The sequence below is a fragment of the Flintibacter muris genome (assembly GCF_943192995.1).
Lineage (GTDB): Bacteria > Bacillota > Clostridia > Oscillospirales > Oscillospiraceae > Lawsonibacter > Lawsonibacter muris.
This window is the reverse complement of record NZ_CALPCP010000001.1, coordinates 239,161-256,932: the sequence shown is the minus strand read 5'-3', so window position 1 is coordinate 256,932 and position 17,772 is coordinate 239,161. Positions and strand designations below refer to the sequence as shown.

The following is a 17,772-nucleotide window of genomic DNA, read 5'->3' as shown; positions in this document are numbered from 1 at the left end:
CTCCCCGCTGCGGGGGCCGGACTCTGGCGATTGCTGCCGTGCAGCCCCATTCTAGCATATCCACTTGTGAAATTCAACAAATACCTATTCTCTTTTGAGGCCCAAACCAAAAATACGGCAAAAACGGCCGGGATGAATTGCAATCCGGACTTCACTGTGATAAACTATCAAAGAAGAAACTGGGAGGGAACTATCATGATTCAGAAATGGAACGTGACCATCCCCGAGCTGACTGGAGAGGAAACCCGGGGAGTCTATCTCTATCTGCCCCGCTCCTACGACTGGGAGCCGGAACGGCACTATCCGGTGCTGTACATGTTCGACGGCCACAACGTCTTTTTCGACTCTGACGCCACCTACGGCAAAAGCTGGGGGCTGGGGGAGTACCTGGATGCCTTTGAGGTCCCTCTGATTGTGGCGGCGGTGGAGTGCAACCACCACCCGGACAACGGGCGACTGTCGGAGTACTCGCCCTACACCTTTTACGAGCCCGACTTTGGCCATGTGACGGGCCGGGGCAAGATTACCATGGACTGGTTTGTCAAAACCTTCAAGCCCGCTGTGGATAAAAAGTACCTCACGCTGCCCGACCGCCAGCACACCTTTATCGCGGGCAGCTCCATGGGCGGACTGATGAGCCTGTACGCCCTGCTGGAGTACAACCATGTGTTCTCCCGGGCGGCGGCCCTGTCCCCCTCGCTGTGGGTGGCGCCCGACCGGCTGGCCCGGCTGGTGCGGGGGGCGGCTGTGCGCTCTGACACCGTGCTGTACATGGACTACGGCTCCCGGGAGCTGGGCAACCACGAGCTGATGCAGGGGCAGTTCGCCCGGGTGGTGAGCCAGCTGCTCACCCGGGGAGTAAAGCTCACCTGCCGCATTGTCCCCGGGGGGGATCACTGCGAGGCCAGCTGGGAAAAACAGAACCCCTTCTTTATCAATACGCTGATGTATGAACTGGATATGTAGGAGCGGGCTTTGCCCGCCCCGCAAAATACGGGAGGCTTTTTAAATGGACACGCAATATCTTGTTGACTACAGCCCTGCGCTGGGGCGGGACATGGAGTGTATGGTCTACGGCCGGGCCGGCCGGCCGGTGCTGTACATCCCCTGTCAGGACGGCCGGTTTTACGACTTTGGCGACTTCCACATGGCCGAGACCCTCGCCCCCTGGATCGAATCCGGGCAGATCATTGTCTTCTCTGTGGACACCATTGACAAGGAGACCTGGTCCGACAAGGCCGGCGACCCCGGCTGGCGGGCCCGCCGCCATGAGCAGTGGATGGATTACCTCACCAAGGAGATGGCTCCCTATATCCTGAACCGGACCAAGCAGCCGGGCATTATCTCCTTTGGGTGCAGTCTGGGGGCCACCCACGCCGCCAACCTCTACCTGCGGCGGCCCGACCTGTTTAACGGCATGCTGGCCCTCAGCGGCATCTATACTGCGGACTATGGCTTCGACGGCTACATGGACAGCGTGGTCTATCAAAACTCCCCCGTCCACTACATGGCCAACCTGCCCCAGGACCACCCCTATATTGAGCTCTTCAACAGCCAGCGGGCCGCCATCTGCGTGGGCCTGGGCCCTTGGGAGCTCCCTGACAGCACCCGTCAGCTGGCAGATATCTTCTACCGGAAGAGAATCCACACCTGGGTGGACTTCTGGGGACACGACTGCGCCCACGACTGGCCCTGGTGGTACAAGCAGGCCGCCTATTTCTTCCCCTGGCTGCTGGGCGGCGAACCGGGACAGTAACCAGCCCCGCCCCCCTTTGCGGGAGCCGTCAGCCGCAGGCTGACTGAGGGAGTCCATCCTTGCGATATCTTCCTCTGGACGAACTCCTTCCGACACGGCTTCGCCGTGCCGCCTCCCTCAGAGAGGGAGGCTTTCAGATTAAAAGAGAGAGTGTGAGAGAACCATGAAAAATGTCGTTTTCATTTCCCCGAACTTCCCCACCAACTACTGGCAGTTCTGCCGGGAGCTGAAAAACAACGGGATGAATGTGCTGGGCATTGGTGACCAGCCCTATGATGAGCTGTCCGGCGAGCTGAAGGGCAGCCTGAACGAGTACTACAAGGTGGGGTCGCTGGAGGACTACGAGGCGGTATACCGGGCGGTGGCCTTTTTTATCCACAAATATGGCCGGATCGACTGGCTGGAAAGCAACAACGAGTACTGGCTGGAGCGGGACGCCGCCCTGCGCACCGACTTCCATATCACCAGCGGCTTTCAGACAGCTGACATCTCCCGGATCAAATTCAAGTCTAAAATGAAGGAATACTACCAGGCTGTGGGCATCCCCACCGCCCGGTACCACATGGTGGACGACCTGAAAGGGTGTAAAGCCTTTATCAAGGAGGTGGACTACCCCGTGGTGGTCAAGCCCGACAACGGGGTAGGGGCCTGCGACACCCATAAGCTGGAAAATCTACAGCAGCTGAAGGACTTTTTAGAGTCCAAAAACCCGGACGTCACCTACATCATGGAAGAGTTCATCTACGCCGAGGTCAACTCCTACGACGCCATCATCAACTCCAAGGGCGAGCCCATCTTTGAAACGGGCAACATCACCCCCATGTCTATTATGGACATTGTCAACCAGGAGGATAACTCCATCTATTATATCGTCAAAAATCTGCCCGCCGACACCCGAAAGGCGGGAAGAGCCACAGTGAAAAGCTTTGGCGTGAAGAGCCGTTTTGTCCACTTTGAGTTCTTCCGCCTGACCCGGGACCAGGAGGGCATGGGCAAACAGGGGGACATAGTGGCCCTGGAGGTCAACATGCGCCCCTGCGGCGGGTTCAGCCCGGATATGATGAACTTTGCCAACTCCACCAATGTGTACAAAATCTGGGCTGACATGATCGCCTTTGACCACTCCACCCTGGAGGACGGCCCCCACTCCTTCTGCGCCTTCGCCGGCCGGCGGGACGGCAAGCCATTTGTCTATGACCACGAGGCCATTATGAAGAAGTATGGCCAGCAGATGAAAATGGTGGAGCGTATCCCCGACGTGCTGTCCGACGCCATGGGCAACCAGATGTATATGGCCACCTTCTCCACCCAGAAGCAGCTGGACAAGTTCTATCATGATGTTTTGCTGTGCAAGGAGGAAAAATAATACAGCAAGGGGCGGTCCGGAAGGACCGCCCCTTGCAACTTTGAAAATGCTGTCAGCCGCAGGCTGACTGAGGGGGCCGCTTTTGCAGACGGGCAGTTACAGGCCGCCTCTGCAAAAAAGGTGAAGAATTATTTCAGCGCATCAGACACCTTCATCAGGGTTTCCTCATGGGTGTGGTCCACCAGGTGGGTGTAGATTTTGCCGGTGGTGGCGGGGGTGGCGTGGCCGAGGGCCTTGCCGATATCGAACAGAGGCACCCCCTGGAAGGAGGCCACGGTGGCGAAGGAGTGGCGCAGGCCGTGGAGGGTGACCCGGGGCAGGTCATTCTTCTTGACAAACCTGGTAAAGGCCAGAGACAGCGCATTAGGGGAGTAGGGCAGGCCCTTGTGGTCCAGCACCACAAACTGGCTGGGCTCCCGCAGCCGTCCGGAGCGGTATAGCTCCTTCTGCCGCTCCTGCTCAGTCTGGAGCAGCTGAGCCATGTCGGCGGACAGGAACAGGGTGCGCACGGAGGAGCGGGTTTTGGTCTCCTTCTGGACAATGGTAGCCCCAAAGGCGGTGCGGGCCTCCCGGATGAAGAGCAGCTGCCGCTGGTAGTCGATACACTCCCATTTCAGGCCGCAGATTTCCTCCCGCCGGAGCCCCAGGCTGCCTGCCAGCTTGGCGCACAGCTCCAGAGGGTGGCCCTCCAGCAGGGCGTACAGCCGCTTGAGCTCCTCAGGGCGGTAGTAGGAGGCCTCTTTCTGCTTGGCTCTGGGGGGCTCCACCTTGTCCATGGGGGAGACAAGAAGCTTATCCTGCCGCACAGCCGAACGCAGGGCGGAGGACAGCAGGTCGTGGTGCCGCCGCATAGTGTTGCCCGACAGGTTGGCGCTTTGCTGGACCTGGATGTAATACTGCTGAATATCCATGGGGGTGAGCTTGAGCAGAGGGGTATCTCCCAGGGCGGGAACAATGTGGTTGTCAATGATCTTTTGGTAGCCGTACACGGTGGTCTCCGCCCGGGTGGGGCGGACGATATTTTCCATCCAGCTCTCCAGCCAGTCGCCCAGAGTCATGTCGTGCTTGGGGGTGCGCAGTTCCTCCTCTCTGTGCATGAGAAACTGCCTCAGCCCCATCCGGGCGGCGTACAGCGTGCGGTAGGTCTGATACCGCTTCATCCGTTTGCCGTTGGCGTCCTTGCCCAGGTCCATGCTTACGTAGTAGATCTTCCGCTGGTCGTCGTAGGAAATGTTGCGCTCCACAGTCTTTCTTGCCATAGTGATATACCTCCATATCTTTATCTTTGGGTATTTTTTCCCCGAAATTGGTGGAAAATTCTCCCTGATAAAAAATATGGACTATCCTTTCTCCGGACACAAGATAAAAATGTCAAAAACCGTCGAAAATCGTCGATTTTGCCGGGCAAGACACAGATGTATCCCCCGTAAATCGAAATAAGCCTCCCTCCTTGAGGGAGGTGGCACGGCGAAGCCGTGACGGAGGGAGTTCGTTCAAAGGAGACCTATCACAAGGACGCCCCCTCAGTCAGCCTGCGGCTGACAGCTCCCCCACGAGGGGGGAGCCCGATTGGAACCGCTGTGTAGGGGTAGGTCTGGCAATGGCGGTAAATAAGAGGCAGGACAGGCCCGGAACATATTTTAGGCTTTCCGATTTCCGGTTTCTATGGTAAGATATTGGAAAAACAGCGGGAGGAATGGCTATGCTGCGGATTGGGAATCTGTCCCTGCCCATTGGGGGCGGCGAGGAGCAGCTGCGCGGACGGGCGGCCAAGGCTTTGGGGGTGCGTCCCGGGGCGCTGGGGGAGCTGGAAATTGTACGCCAGTCTATCGACGCCCGGAAGAAGGACGATGTTCACTACGTGTACACCGTGGAGGTGAGCCTGCCCAACGAGGCGGCGGTGCTGCGGTCGGCCCCGGGGCGGGGTGTCACCCTGGTGGATCGGGTCCCCTACGCCTTTCCGGCGGCGGTCCGGAAGCTGGGGAGGCCTCCGGTGGTGGTGGGGATGGGCCCGGCGGGGCTGTTTGCCGCTCTGTTCCTGGCCCGGAACGGCATCCCAACCGTAATTCTGGAGCGGGGGCAGGACGTGGACCGGCGGACCCGGGACGTGGAGGCCTTTTGGGCCTCTGGGGTGCTGGATGAGGAGTCCAACGTCCAATTTGGGGAGGGGGGCGCGGGCACCTTCTCCGACGGTAAGCTGACCACCGGCACTCATGACCGGCGGATTTCCGCCGTGCTGGACGTCCTGGTGGAGGCGGGAGCCCCTGCCGACGTGAAATACTCCCACAAGCCCCATATTGGCACCGACGTGCTCCGGGAGGTGGTGAAGACCATCCGCAAGGAGCTGATTGCCCTGGGCTGTGATGTGCGCTTTGGCCACAGGCTGGCCGGGCTGACCCTGTCCGCCGGGGCTCTGGCGGGGGTGGAGGTGGACTCCCCTCAGGGCCGCTATCTGCTGGGGACGGACGCCCTGATCCTGGCCCCCGGTCACTCCGCCCGTGACACCTTCGCCATGCTCCAAAGGGCAGGGGTGCCTATAGAGAAGAAAAAGTTCGCTGTGGGCGTGCGCATTGAGCACAGACAGCGGGACATCAGCCTCCGGCAGTACGGCCCCGCCTGGGAGCGGCTCCCCCCCTCCGACTACAAGCTGGCCTGCCACCTGCCCAACGGCCGGTCGGCCTTTACCTTCTGTGTCTGCCCTGGGGGACAGGTGGTGGCCGCCGCCTCCCGGCAGGGGGGCGTGGTCACCAACGGCATGAGCCTTCGGGCCCGGGATGGGGAGATCATCAACGGCGGCCTGCTGGTGGGGGTGGGGCCGGAGGACTTCCCCGGAGAGGATGTGCTGGCCGGGGCCCGGTTCCAGGAGCGGTGGGAGCGGGCAGCCTATGACCTGGGCGGGGGCGGCTTTCGGGCCCCCGCTCAGCGGGTGGAGGACTTCCTCTGCCAGCGCCCCTCCCAGGGGCCCGGCTCCATCCTGCCCACCTACCGCCCGGGGGTGGCCTGGACTGATCTTTCCCCCTGCCTGCCCGGCTATGTGACTGACACCCTGCGCCAGGCCCTGCCCCTGCTGGACAGCAAGCTCCGGGGCTTTGCCGCCCCGGACACCCTTCTTACCGGGGTGGAGACCCGGTCCTCCTCCCCGGTGCGTATCCTCCGGGGGGAGGACTGCCAGTCTGCCCTTCGGGGCCTCTACCCCTGCGGCGAGGGGGCGGGCTACGCCGGGGGAATCGTCTCCGCCGCCGTGGACGGCATCCGGGTGGCGGAGGCGGTGGCCTCAAAATAAGGAATTTTTTCCGCCGGATGGGAGATACTAAGGCCATCCAATATAAGGAGGTCTTTCCCATGAGCAAGAAAAACAGGCAAAACACACAGCCCCACCCCGGCCGGAACCTGCAAGGCTCCGCCCCTATCGCTGGCCAGAACCGCACCGATACCGCCACCAACGCCCAGGACCCCCTGGCCGACCCCCTGGAGATGCGAATGAAGCGGGAAGGCCACGATATGTAACAGCTCTGTAGGGCCGCCCTCCCGGCGGCCCGCTCTTTTTCGTAGGGGCGGCCTGTGGGCGGCTACCTGCAAAAATGCCCTCCTCAGTCAGCCCGCAGTTGCTTTCGTTGGGAAACCCCCACCGCCTGACCGGCGGAGCCCCCTTTGTTAAGGGGGCCACCCTGCGGGAGGACGGGAGAGCTTCCCTTGACGAACAGTTCCAATGGTAGTATGATGGTAACGTCAACAAACGCCCGTTTGGGCGAAAGGAGATTTTACTATGTGGTTTGACCAAGCAGTGATCTATCAAATCTACCCTCTGGGCCTGTGCGGTGCGCCGGCGGAAAATGACGGGGTAGTGACTCCACGTGTCCTGCGCCTGCTGGACTGGGTGGAGCATATCAAAAAGACCGGAGCGGACACCGTCCTGCTCAACCCGGTGTTCAACAGCGACCGCCACGGCTACGACACCCGGGACTACTTCCACAGCGACCCCCGTCTGGGTACCGACGAGGACCTGGCCGCCGTCTGCAAGGCCTTTCACGACGCCGGGCTGCGGGTGATGCTGGACGGGGTGTTCAACCACGTGGGCCGGGGCTTCTGGGCCTTTAAGGACGTACAGGAGAAGAAGTGGGACAGCCCCTACAAGGACTGGTTCCACATCAGCTTCGACGGCAATACCAACTACAACGACGGCTTCTGGTACGAGGGCTGGGAGGGCCACAACGAGCTGGTCAAGCTGAACCTGTTCAACCCTGCGGTGGTGGAGCACCAGTTTGACGCCATCCGTTCCTGGGTGGACCGCTTCGGCGTCGACGGCCTGCGCCTGGACGTGGCCTACTGCCTGCCCCCGGAGTACTTAAAGCAGCTGCGATCCTTCGCCAACAGCCTGAAGCCTGACTTTGTTCTCATGGGTGAGACCCTCCACGGGGACTACAACCGCTGGATGGGGGACGAGCTGTGCCACTCGGTGACCAACTATGAGTGCTACAAGGGGCTGTGGTCCGCCTTCAACTCTATGAACATGTTCGAGATCGGACACTCCCTGGCCCGGCAGTTCGGCACGGAGCAGTGGACCCTGTACAAGGGCCGCCACCTGCTGTCCTTCCTGGACAACCACGACGTGGACCGGATCGCTTCCAAGCTTACCAACCCCGACCACCTGCGCCCCGCCTGGGCCATGACCTTCGGCATGCCCGGTGTGCCCGCTGTCTACTACGGCAGTGAGTGGGGGATGCAGGGCAGCAAGGGCCGCGGCAGCGACGCCGAGCTTCGCCCCGCCCTGGAAAAGCCGGAGTGTAACGACCTGACCACCTGGATTTCCCAGCTGGCCCAGGCCAAGAAGGGGAGTAAGGCCCTGTGCTATGGGGCCTACCGAAACGTGGTGCTCACCAACAAGCAGATCATCTTTGAGCGCGCCTGCGAGGGCGAGCGGGTGCTGGTGGCCATCAACGCCGACTCCGCCCCCTACACCGCCCACTTCGACGCCGGCTGCGGCCGTGCCACCGACTTGATCACCGGCACCTCCCACGACTTCGGCGGCGGCAGCGAACTGCCCCCCTACAGCGCCTTCTTCTGGAGGTGTGAATAACCCACCTGCCGCCCCCTTTATAGAGGAGTCGGCCCCGCAGGGCCGGAGGTGCCTGCCGGGGGGGGATGCGCAGGAAGTTCATTTCCATACTGAAGAAATACACAGAAATGATTCAACTTGATGCCGCTATCCTGTATGGATTTGTGGAGCAGATTAGGGTATTTGATACCCATACGACCAACAAACAGCAGCAACGGGTGAAATCCTAAAATTGAGATCGTCTATAACTTCATTGTGCGTTTGATTTTGAGGAAACACAGGAGCAATCCCAAACTGCCCAAGACAATAACAATGCGAGGGTCGGTACAGCTTAACGCTGCGCCAGCCCTCGCTTAAAATATTTTTTTACCTCATCCCCCCTTAGGAGCCGCTCCTTGCGTTCAGGGGGACAGATCTGCCTTTCTTCTCAGCAGAGACAGAGGCGGGACCGGCCGGGGCAGCTTCATGCGGAACACCATCTGAGGGTGGCGGACCTCCTCCAGGGGGAGGCCGTCCCCGTCCCACAGGGCGTCTACAGTGAGGGCCTGGGGCCGGACATCCGGTCCCACCAGCTCCAGGGCGTCACCCACAGCAAACTTGTTGTTCAGGGTCAAAACAGCGTTTCCCTCCCCATCGCAGGACGTCACCTTGGCCACGATCTGCCAGTCCCGGACGTACCGGGCGTTTTCAGTAAACTGCCCCGGCTGGCCGTAAAAGAAGCCGGTGGAGTAGTGCCGGTGGCTGATATGCTCCACCTCGTCCCGCCACACCGGGTCCAGGGGAAGTCCCGCCGCCGCAGCGTCAATGGCGTGGCGGTAGGCCCCGGTGACAATGGCGGCGTAGTAGGCCGACTTGGCCCGACCCTCCAGCTTGATGGAGTCCACCCCGGCGTTCATCAGATCGGCCACATGGTCGATCATACACATATCCCGGGAGTTCATGATGTAGGTCTCCCCATTCTCCTCGTAGACGGGAAAATACTCCCCGGGCCGTTTCTCCTCCATCAGGGCGTACTGGTAGCGGCAGGGCTGGGCGCAGGCGCCCCGGTTGGAGTCCCGGCCCGTCATGTAGTTGGACAGCAGGCACCGCCCGGAGTAGCTGACGCACATGGCCCCGTGGGCAAAGGTCTCGATCTCCAGCTCTTTGGGCGTCTTGGCCCGAATCTCCCTGATCTCCTCCAGAGACAGCTCCCGGGCCAGAATCACCCGGCTGGCCCCCAGGTCGTGCCAGGCCCGGGCGGACTGGTAATTGACAATGCTGGCCTGGGTGGAGATGTGACACTGGACGTGGGGCGCGTACCGTTTGGTCAGGGCCAGCACCCCCACGTCCGCCAGAATGACGGCGTCCACCCTCAGCTCCTCCAGGTACTCCAGCCACTCGGGCAGCCGGGCTGCCTCCTCATTCCGGGGCATAGTGTTGCAGGTGACATGGACCCGTATCCCGTGGGCCCGGCACAGCTCCAGGGCAGCTTTCAGCTCTTCAGGGGAAAAATTGCCGGCAAAGGAGCGCATTCCAAAGGTATTTCCCGCCAGATAGACGGCGTCCGCCCCGTATGCCACCGCCATTTGCAGCCGCTCCATATCCCCCGCCGGGGCAAGCAGTTCAAGGCTCTTCATAAAAATCTCTCCTTAAAAAAGCCCCCTTTTTCAAGGGGGCTTTCAGATTAGCTCTGATACCGGTCCTGGCTGGCAGTGAATTTTTGCAGCTGGTCGTAGGTCCGGAAGAAGTGGTGGGTATTGTCGTCGCCCAGGGCGTAGTAGAAGTCCTTGCTGTCCGATGGGTTCATAGCGGCCACAATAGACTCCATACCGGGGTTGGCAATGGGGGTGGGAGGCAGGCCCTTGTACAAGTAGGTGTTGTAGGGGGAGTCGATAGATTTGTCCTCCTCGGCGGGCTCCTTGCCGCCGTTGATATAGAACAAGGTGGCGTCAATTTGCAGATAGCCCTGGGTCCCTGCATCGGGATTCTCCAGGCGGTTGTGGATGACGGCGGAGATGTCGGTGCGGTCCTCGCCGGTGGTCTCCCGCTCGATCAGGGAGGCAATGGTGAGAATTTCCCGCAGGGTGTAGTCGCTCTCCTCCACCTGCGCCCGGAAATCGTCCCGCACCTGACTGTCGAAGTGGACCAGCAGCTTGTTGATGGCAAAGATGGGGTCGTGGTTGGTGTAGAACTCATAGGTGGCGGGCATGAGATAGCCCTCCAGCCGCTTGTAGTCCCCCAGGGGAATCTCCTGGAGGAAGGAGAAGGCGTAGTTGTGGTTGGCGGCGGCGTCCCGCAGCTTGGCCACGGTGGACACTCCCTTCTCCTCCAGCAGGGCAAAGATCTGGTCGATATTGTAGCCCTCCGGAATGGTCACCTTCACCTCCGACCGGTTGGCCGAGTTGGACCCCATACCGGCCAGCAGGGCCCGGTAGTCCATGTCGGTGTTCAGGGTGTAGCTTCCGGCGATAATATCGTCCTTCTTGTGGGTGATGGTAGCGAAGAGCTTGAAGAGGAACTTATACTCAATCATCCCCTCCTCCTGCAGCCGGTCCACCACGTCGTCAAAGCTGTCGTCTGTTGTAATGGTAAAGGTGATGGACTTCTCCGGCTTGTTCAGGGCCAGCACGTCACCGGCGGCGGTCCAGCCGATACAGGCCAGAAAGATAGACACACCGATAACCGCCACCACATACAGCAGCACCAAAGCTGCGGTACGGCCGGCGGAGCGGCGCTTTTTCTTTGGCGCCCGGCGGGGCGGTGCGTCGTAATCCCGGTCGCGGCTGCGGGACGTCCCGGTGTACTCCCGCTGGGGCTGGGCGTAGGGGTCCCGCTCAACACGCCGGTCTCTGGGGTCGTAATAATCCTGAGGCATAGGGTCAGCTCCTAACAAATTTTTCCCGCTCCCCTGTCACCAGGGACAAGAGGGGGCCATAGAATGGTACAGAACGCGGGGACAGCGTCCCGGCGCGATTTTAAGAGAGGTGACTTAACATGTGTGGTAACAACGGTTGGGGCGGAAACAGCGCGCTGTGGATCATCATTCTGATCATCATCCTGTTCGGCTGGGGCGGCAATGGCAGCGGCTGCAACAACAACTGTGGCTGTAACAACTGCGGCTGCAACAACGGCTGCGGCTGTGACAACGACTGCGACTGCTGCGGCTGAGCGCGCCTACACACCGAAAGAGGCGGGGGAGCATTCTCCCGCTTTTTTCCCGTCCTCTAAAAGGACAGGCTCTCCCTTTCGGTTATCAAAACGTCCACCCGGGCATCGTGGGCCTCGGTGGGGACGCTGTCCTGGAGGACCGCCGCCCTGCACAGACCCGCCTTAAAACCGGAAAAATTCTCCAGCCAGCGGTCGTAGTAGCCGCCGCCGAAGCCCAGGCGGAAGCCCCGCCTGTCGTAGCACACCGCAGGCACCAGAACCAGATCAACGGCCTGTCGGTCTAAAAGCGGGCAGTCCTCCCCCGGCTCAGAGATGCCAAAGGACACCGTTACCAGGGGCCTGTCCGGGCAGAAGCGGCGCACCTCCATCCGGTGACCGGGGAGCATCCGGGGCAGGCCCACCGTCTTGCCCCGGCGGACCAGCTCCCCAATCAGGCGGGAGGTATCCGGCTCCTTTCCGGGGATGCCCCAGAAGGCGAAGATGGTGTCCGCCTCCTCCACCTGGGGCAGGGCCAAAAAGCGGGCAAACAGGGCGCTGTCACTTTGGACAAGCTCCTCCGGGGGCAGGGCGGACAGCCGCTTTCGCACCTGGCGGCGCAGCAGCTTCTTTTCCTGGTCAATAATAGATGGCATCCCGCACCTTGCCGGCCTCGTCCGGCCCCTTCAGGGCCTCAGCCAGAGCCAGCCCGAAATCAATGGCGGAGCCGGCGGCACGGCCGGTGATGATTCTGCCGTCCACCACCACGCCCTGGTCCATCCGGGCCTGAGCACCGGTGAGACCGCTCTCCATGCCGGGGTAACAGACAGCCTGTTTTCCCTCCAGCAGGCCCCACTTTCCCAGCAGGGTGGGGGCGGCGCAGATGGCGGCCACCCAAATATCCCGCTGGACGGCCTCTCGGACCAGCTGCTCTACCCGGAGATCGGCCCCCAGGTTCTTGTACCCCGGACCGCCGCCGGGCAGGACAACCATATCCGCCCGGTCCAGGTCCACCTGGTCCATGGCAAGGTCGGCCGTTACGGTGATCCCATGGCTGCCGGGGACAGGCTCGCCGGTGAGCGACACTGTGGCTGTCTCCACCCCGGCCCGCCGCAGCAGGTCCACAGGCACCAGTGCCTCAGCTTCTTCAAAACCGGGGGCTAACAAAATGTATACCATAATCCATTCCTCCTATTTTTTCAGCCGCCGTCCAGCGGCCTTCACCAGCACCAGGGGCAGCTTGGCCATGCGGCCCGCCCGCTGGGGCTCCTTTTTCAGGCGGTAGGCCCACTCCAGGCCCAGCCTCTGCCAGGACTCCGGAGCCCGCTCCACCTTGCCAGCGAAGACGTCCAGGGCTCCGCCCAGGCCGATAGCCAGCCGGGCGCCGGTGTGCCTGCCCCACCGGGCCATCCACTTCTCCTGCTTTGGGGCGCCCAGGCAGACAAACAGCAAGTCGGGCCGGGCGGCGGCCACCTTGAGGAGGGCCGCCTCCTCGTCCTTAAAGTAGCCGTCCTGAGTGCCGCACAGGGTGATATTTGGGTACTGCTCCACAATGCGCCTGCCGGCCTCCTCGGCCACGCCGGGCTTGGCCCCCAGCAGATAGAGCCGTCCGCCCCGCTCATTGAGGCAGGCGAGCATATCCGCGGCAAACTCAATGCCGGGAACCCGGCCCTTCAGGGGTGTGCCCTGAATTTTGGCGGAATAAACCACCCCAATACCGTCAGCCAGCACCAGATCCGCACCGTTGAGCACCTGGAGAAACTCACGGTCCTTCTCCGCCGCCAGGATAAACTCCGGATTTGGGGTAACCACATAGTGAAATTTGTCCTCCTCCAGCAGCGCAGCCCCCGCCTGGGCGGCCTCCTGCCGGGTGAGGTCGTCAAAACTGACGCCTAAAACCTCTTTTTTCAAACGTACCTCCATGCGCCATACCGCGCGTCCCGCTCCCGTTTTGTCCTCAGGGTGATGATTCCCCGCAGGACAGTCGCTCAAACAGGGGCGGATACACTTTTCCTTATACTCCCTGATATTCTACCATGGTCTGGAGAAAAAGTCTATGAAATTTCCGTGAAGGTTTTTTTAAGTGCCGCTTTTGTAACCACACTGTAACTTGACCGCAATCTACTTCAAGTGTAGTATAATATCCAACTACATTTGAAGTGGATGTGATTCTATGAAACGACTGCCCGATACCGAGCTGGAAGTATTAAAAGCCCTGTGGGCCACCGGTCCCGACACCCCCCGCTCCCTTCTGGAGGACAGGCTCTCCCCCTTCGGCTGGGCCGCCAACACCATCAACACCTACCTCTCCCGCCTGGCAGACAAGGGCTTTGTGGCCGTCCGCCGGGAGGGCAAGAGCAACCTGTACACCCCTCTGGTAAACCGTGAGGAGTATCAGGCCTTTGACAGCCGGGCGGTGCTGGACAGGCTGTACGGCTCCCCCCGGAACTTTGTGGCCGCCCTGGCCCGGGAGGGGATACGCCGGGATGAGCTGGAGGAGCTCCAGGCCCTGCTGGACCAGCTGAACGGAGGGCGGAAGTGATGGAGGAGATACTGCTTACCTTGGGGGCGCTCACCCTGGGCGGCTCCGCCGCTGTGCTGCTGCTGGCCTGGGCGGGCCGGTCCACCCGGGCCCGGTACGGCGCCAAATGGCGGTGCTGGGGCTGGCTGCTGCTCTGCCTGCGGCTGGCTGTCCCCCTGCCCTTCGTGTTTCGGGGGGAGACCCGGGCCCCTATTCAAGTGGACGTCCCCAATCCCCCCGCTGTGGTCCAGCCCGCCGACCCCAATCCCCCCGGCAATACCAGCACCCCCGCCCTTCCCAACATCCCCCAGGGGGGACAAACACAGCCCGCCCCCTCCGGGGGAAGCTCCGCCGTAACATCCCCGACAGCCCCCGACCCTGCCCCTCCGGAAGAGGACCGGGAGTTTGACCTCTCCTTCGTTCTGCTTGCGGTCTGGCTGGCGGGCGCGGCGGTGATGCTGGTCCGGAACGGGGCCGCTCATCTGCGGTTTCTCCGCTGGCTGGGCCGCTGGGCCTCCCCAGTGGAGGACTGGGACGCGGTGGAGGCCTTCAACCACCTGGGGGACCAGCTCCACCTTCACCGGCGGCCCAGACTGCTGGTGTGCCAGGGGCTTAAAGTGCCCATGCTGGCGGGCGCCTTCCGTCCCGCCATCCTCCTGCCCCAGGGAAAAATTACCGGGGAGGAACTGGGCTTCTCCCTGCTTCACGAGCTCACCCACTACCGGCGGGGGGACATCTGGCTCAAAACCCTGGCCATGTGGGTCAACGCCCTGTACTGGTTCAACCCACTGATGTGGCTTATGATTTATCTGGTAGAGCGGGACACCGAGCTGGCCTGCGATGAGGACGCCCTGCGCCGCCTCTCCCCGGAGGACTACCGGGCCTACGGCCAGACCATCTTGGCCGCCGTGGCCAGATTGCAGCGCAGGACTGATTAAAGTGTATCAAGGGCTCTCGAAAAAGGCCCCCTTCGCAAAGGGGGCTCCCGGCAAAGCCGGGCGGGGGTTTTCCCCAACAACAGCTGCGATTCGATTGGAGAAAACCCTCTGTCACCGCCTTCGGCGGCGCTACCTCCCTTTGCGAAGGGAGGCTTTAGACGAAAGGAGCGAAACCGATGAACAGCAACATGCCCCGCACGCCCTTCTCCACCCAACTGTCCGGGTCGGCCAGGGAGGCAGAGATCCGCATCCGCAATATCTTTTCCGGACCCAAGAAGCGGCCCCCCGTTCCCTTTTTGATTTTAATGTTTTCCCTGTGCCTCTTCTGCGGCAATATTGTGTCCTGTCAGATGAAGGAGGCTGAGGTTCCGGACTCCGGAAGCAGCAGCTCTCAGGCGGACGGCTCCGCCCCCGCCGGACCGGCCCAGGCTGTAAAATCGGGACTGGACCGCACTCCCGACCTGAACCGCAACGGCATCCCCGAGAAGCTGAGGCTGGTGGAGGAGGAGGACGGCGACCTGATGTTGGAGGTCTGGGAAAACGGCGAAGTTTTGTTCCGGGAGCCCGGAGAATTTGCCTACCCGGAGGCGGAATTTCTCTGCACTTTGGACGGGAAGGACTACCTTCTGCGCTATAAGAACTGGGACCTTGGAGGCCAGGGCAGCTACCTCTACTCCTACGACCTGGCCGATTTCGGCGGCGAATTTGAGGAGACAAAGCGGTCTGGCCAAGTGGACTTCGACCTCAACTTCGGTTCCCCCTATCACAAGGACTTCGACCCGGAGGCCATCGCCGCCCTGGTGGACCAGGTCAACCAGCTGCTGCCCCACTGCCAGCTGCTGTTCTGCACCAGCCCCGACCTGCTGGCCACCTTTGAGCAGGCGGGCAGACTGGAGGACGACCTGAGCTGGCTGGACGATTTTCCCAACGTCTTCACCCGGGACCCGGACAAGTCCCTGCTGGAAAACCTGCAAGACTTCAAGGCGGCCATGCCCCAGGACTGGACGCCGCCCGCCCCGGAGAATGACCCGGAGCTGCTGTTCGACCAGCCAATAGAAATGACCTTCTCCAGCGGCGCGGGAGCCTGGCAGACTGTTATCACCCTCCACGGTGACGGCTCCTTCCAGGGCGAGTACGAGGACGCCGATCTGGATACCCATTACGTCTGTCAGTTCCACGGCCGGTTCGGGGATATGGCCCCCATCAGTGACAATTCCTGGTATCTGGTCCTGAAGGAGCTGGTACTGGACACCAAATACCCCGTGGGCCAGGAATGGGACGAGAGTGGCATCCACTACATCTCCAGCAACCCTTACGGCTTTGACAGCCCGAAGGGCGGGGCCTTGGAGCCCGGCGCGGAGTTTATCTTCTACTACCCGGGCGCCACCGGCCACGAGCCCGGGACGGAGCTGTACGGCGCTTACGAGTTCTGGACCTGGTGGCCTAACCGCCATATCTTCCACAGCTCCTCAGACACCCTGGGTGTCTACGGACTGCATAGCTTAGAAACCGGATACGGATTCTTCTCTTGAGTGCGGCTAAAGGCCCCCTTCGCAAAGGGGGCTCCCGGCAAAGCCGGGCGGGGGTTTTCCCCAACAACAGCTGCGATTCGATTGGAGAAAACCCTCCGTCACCGCCTTCGGCGGCGCTACCTCCCTTTGCGAAGGGGGGCTTTAGACGAAAGGAGCGAAACCAATGAACAACAACATGCCCCGCACACCCTTCTCCACCCAACTGTCCGGGTCGGCCAGGGAGGCGGAAATCCGCATCCGCAATATCTTTTCCGGACCCAAGAAGCGGCCCCCCATTGCGCTGATTGTGCTCACCGTATTGCTGATTTTACTGTGCGGCAATCTGGTGGCCTTTCGTCCCCTGCCTGCCCAGCCTGTCATTGTGATGGAGACCCAGTACTATGACAGTTATGGCAACTACATTGAGATTCCCGTCCTGGCCCTCCCCGCCGGGGAGGAGAACCAGGCGGTGGAGGCTATCAACGCCGCCCTCGGCAACCTGCGGGAGGAATACGCCCAGCTTACCTCCCGGACAGGGGGAGAGGCCCGGGAAAATCAATGTCTGTTCTACCCCTCCACCACCGGCCGGTACTTAAATCTGCTTTTCTTTGAGGATTACTTTAAAACCGACCTGAACACCGGCCATGTTCTCTCCCTGGTCTACGATCTGAAAAAGGGGACGCAGGTGTCCCCGGCGGACGCCCTGGCCCTGGCCGGACTGAACGAAAAGGGTCTTCTGGATCAGGTCACCCAACAGATACAGAACCAGCTGGAGCGGGACTACCAGGAGTATGGCTTTGAGCTGGCACTTCACAATTTGACGCTGGAGGGCTTCCGCATCAAGGCGGACGGTCAGCCTGTGTTCTACCTCACCGGCCGGGTGGATGATGTGGACGACACAGTTTTAGATGCCATCAGCGGTGCGGACCACCTGTACATCTGGGAGGACCGGACGGTCACCGCCTACAACCAGTACGGCCCGGAGCCCGTCCCCCTGGTCCCGGCGGAGGAGACTGACCAGCTGGACCCGCCCTTGTGGAACCAGTGGTACTTCGCCGGGGAGGAGCCGTTGGGCGGCTTTGTCAGCCGCTACGTCCCTGGCACAGACCCCCATGGCAATAATTTCTTTGAGGTCCTGCTTAACTGCTACGCCGGTTACCGGGACCAGTGGAACATCTTCTACGCTGACTACCAGACGGACACTGAACAGGACGGCGACCTGCGGCTGGGCCCGGCTGTCTGCCTGGGAGAAGTCCCCTGGGACGCGGATACCTTCGCCGTTGTCTATGATGTGTACTACACCTTCTATCACAATACTCTATACGCCGATTCGGTGTGGGGCTTTGACTGGGATGTAAACCGTGAGATCCTGATTCTGTCCCGCAGCGCCCAAAACGGCGAATTTACCGGCCTGCTGGGCCGGGCCGATTACAACTACCGAATGTATGATATGACCGTTGAGGAACTCATCCAACAGATTATAGATGACTGAACAGCCAGG

The 17,772-nt window shown here is 61.3% G+C and carries 18 protein-coding genes; 12 read left to right on the top strand and 6 right to left on the bottom strand.

What is annotated here, in order from left to right; genetic code table 11:
• Positions 1-195 precede the first annotated feature (195 nt).
• From NFS22_RS01450 to NFS22_RS01440, 3 genes are all read left to right on the top strand, one after another.
• Positions 196-966, top strand: a complete 771-nt coding sequence (locus NFS22_RS01450) for an alpha/beta hydrolase (protein ID WP_251315985.1) — start codon at positions 196-198, stop codon at positions 964-966.
• A gap of 43 nt (positions 967-1,009) precedes the next feature.
• The gene (locus NFS22_RS01445) at positions 1,010-1,756 is read left to right on the top strand and encodes an esterase family protein (RefSeq protein WP_251315983.1); all 747 of its coding nucleotides are present in this window, start codon (positions 1,010-1,012) and stop codon (positions 1,754-1,756) included.
• 163 nt (positions 1,757-1,919) lie between these two features.
• On the top strand, positions 1,920-3,122 hold the full coding sequence (locus NFS22_RS01440) for an ATP-grasp domain-containing protein (RefSeq protein WP_251315982.1): 1,203 nt from the start codon (positions 1,920-1,922) through the stop codon (positions 3,120-3,122).
• Positions 3,123-3,250: 128 nt separating this feature from the next.
• On the opposite strand, the gene NFS22_RS01435 is transcribed toward NFS22_RS01440, so the two are convergent.
• On the bottom strand, positions 3,251-4,381 hold the full coding sequence (locus NFS22_RS01435) for a tyrosine-type recombinase/integrase (RefSeq protein WP_251315981.1): 1,131 nt from the start codon (positions 4,379-4,381) through the stop codon (positions 3,251-3,253).
• A 443-nt stretch (positions 4,382-4,824) separates the two neighbouring features.
• Between NFS22_RS01435 and NFS22_RS01430 the strand changes: the two genes are divergently transcribed.
• The 4 genes from NFS22_RS01430 to NFS22_RS23985 all read left to right on the top strand — a co-directional run bounded on the left by NFS22_RS01430 (position 4,825) and on the right by NFS22_RS23985 (position 8,408).
• Positions 4,825-6,405, top strand: a complete 1,581-nt coding sequence (locus tag NFS22_RS01430) for an NAD(P)/FAD-dependent oxidoreductase (RefSeq protein WP_251315980.1) — start codon at positions 4,825-4,827, stop codon at positions 6,403-6,405.
• Between the two features lie 59 nt (positions 6,406-6,464).
• Positions 6,465-6,629: a hypothetical protein gene (locus NFS22_RS01425; RefSeq protein ID WP_251315978.1), complete on the top strand. Its 165-nt coding sequence runs from the start codon at positions 6,465-6,467 to the stop codon at positions 6,627-6,629.
• 259 nt (positions 6,630-6,888) lie between these two features.
• The gene (locus tag NFS22_RS01420) at positions 6,889-8,199 is read left to right on the top strand and encodes an alpha-amylase family glycosyl hydrolase (protein ID WP_251315977.1); all 1,311 of its coding nucleotides are present in this window, start codon (positions 6,889-6,891) and stop codon (positions 8,197-8,199) included.
• 65 nt (positions 8,200-8,264) lie between these two features.
• Positions 8,265-8,408, top strand: a complete 144-nt coding sequence (locus NFS22_RS23985; protein WP_420908820.1) for a DUF4368 domain-containing protein — start codon at positions 8,265-8,267, stop codon at positions 8,406-8,408.
• 171 nt (positions 8,409-8,579) lie between these two features.
• On the opposite strand, the gene NFS22_RS01415 is transcribed toward NFS22_RS23985, so the two are convergent.
• Together NFS22_RS01415 and mltG are read right to left on the bottom strand one after the other, a co-directional pair.
• Positions 8,580-9,794: a peptidase U32 family protein gene (locus tag NFS22_RS01415; protein ID WP_251315975.1), complete on the bottom strand. Its 1,215-nt coding sequence runs from the start codon at positions 9,792-9,794 to the stop codon at positions 8,580-8,582.
• 47 nt (positions 9,795-9,841) lie between these two features.
• The gene (gene mltG / locus NFS22_RS01410) at positions 9,842-11,032 is read right to left on the bottom strand and encodes an endolytic transglycosylase MltG (protein ID WP_251315974.1); all 1,191 of its coding nucleotides are present in this window, start codon (positions 11,030-11,032) and stop codon (positions 9,842-9,844) included.
• A 119-nt stretch (positions 11,033-11,151) separates the two neighbouring features.
• Here mltG and NFS22_RS01405 point away from each other — a divergent pair, with 119 nt between their 5' ends.
• Positions 11,152-11,325, top strand: a complete 174-nt coding sequence (locus NFS22_RS01405; RefSeq protein ID WP_251315973.1) for a hypothetical protein — start codon at positions 11,152-11,154, stop codon at positions 11,323-11,325.
• A 56-nt stretch (positions 11,326-11,381) separates the two neighbouring features.
• Here the strand turns inward: NFS22_RS01405 and NFS22_RS01400 are convergent, their stop codons facing one another.
• Genes NFS22_RS01400 through NFS22_RS01390 form a run of 3 tightly spaced genes read right to left on the bottom strand, consistent with a single transcriptional unit; the run spans position 11,382 to position 13,212 of the window.
• Positions 11,382-11,957, bottom strand: a complete 576-nt coding sequence (locus NFS22_RS01400; protein ID WP_251315972.1) for a 5-formyltetrahydrofolate cyclo-ligase — start codon at positions 11,955-11,957, stop codon at positions 11,382-11,384.
• Positions 11,941-12,480, bottom strand: a complete 540-nt coding sequence (locus NFS22_RS01395) for a DJ-1 family glyoxalase III (protein ID WP_251315971.1) — start codon at positions 12,478-12,480, stop codon at positions 11,941-11,943. The genes NFS22_RS01400 and NFS22_RS01395 overlap by 17 nt, the downstream gene beginning before the upstream one ends.
• A 12-nt stretch (positions 12,481-12,492) precedes the next feature.
• Positions 12,493-13,212, bottom strand: a complete 720-nt coding sequence (locus tag NFS22_RS01390; RefSeq protein WP_251315970.1) for a WecB/TagA/CpsF family glycosyltransferase — start codon at positions 13,210-13,212, stop codon at positions 12,493-12,495.
• Between the two features lie 262 nt (positions 13,213-13,474).
• Between NFS22_RS01390 and NFS22_RS01385 the strand changes: the two genes are divergently transcribed.
• The 4 genes from NFS22_RS01385 to NFS22_RS01370 all read left to right on the top strand — a co-directional run bounded on the left by NFS22_RS01385 (position 13,475) and on the right by NFS22_RS01370 (position 17,763).
• On the top strand, positions 13,475-13,843 hold the full coding sequence (locus NFS22_RS01385) for a BlaI/MecI/CopY family transcriptional regulator (protein WP_277614731.1): 369 nt from the start codon (positions 13,475-13,477) through the stop codon (positions 13,841-13,843).
• Positions 13,843-14,760 carry a M56 family metallopeptidase gene (locus tag NFS22_RS01380; RefSeq protein ID WP_277614730.1) on the top strand — a complete coding sequence of 306 codons (918 nt, stop codon included), beginning with the start codon at positions 13,843-13,845 and terminating at the stop codon, positions 14,758-14,760. Before NFS22_RS01385 ends, NFS22_RS01380 begins: the two co-directional genes overlap by 1 nt.
• A 176-nt stretch (positions 14,761-14,936) precedes the next feature.
• Positions 14,937-16,292, top strand: coding sequence for a hypothetical protein (locus tag NFS22_RS01375; RefSeq protein ID WP_251315969.1), 1,356 nt, complete (start codon positions 14,937-14,939; stop codon positions 16,290-16,292).
• 163 nt (positions 16,293-16,455) lie between these two features.
• Positions 16,456-17,763: a hypothetical protein gene (locus tag NFS22_RS01370; protein ID WP_251315967.1), complete on the top strand. Its 1,308-nt coding sequence runs from the start codon at positions 16,456-16,458 to the stop codon at positions 17,761-17,763.
• Positions 17,764-17,772: the final 9 nt, after the last annotated feature.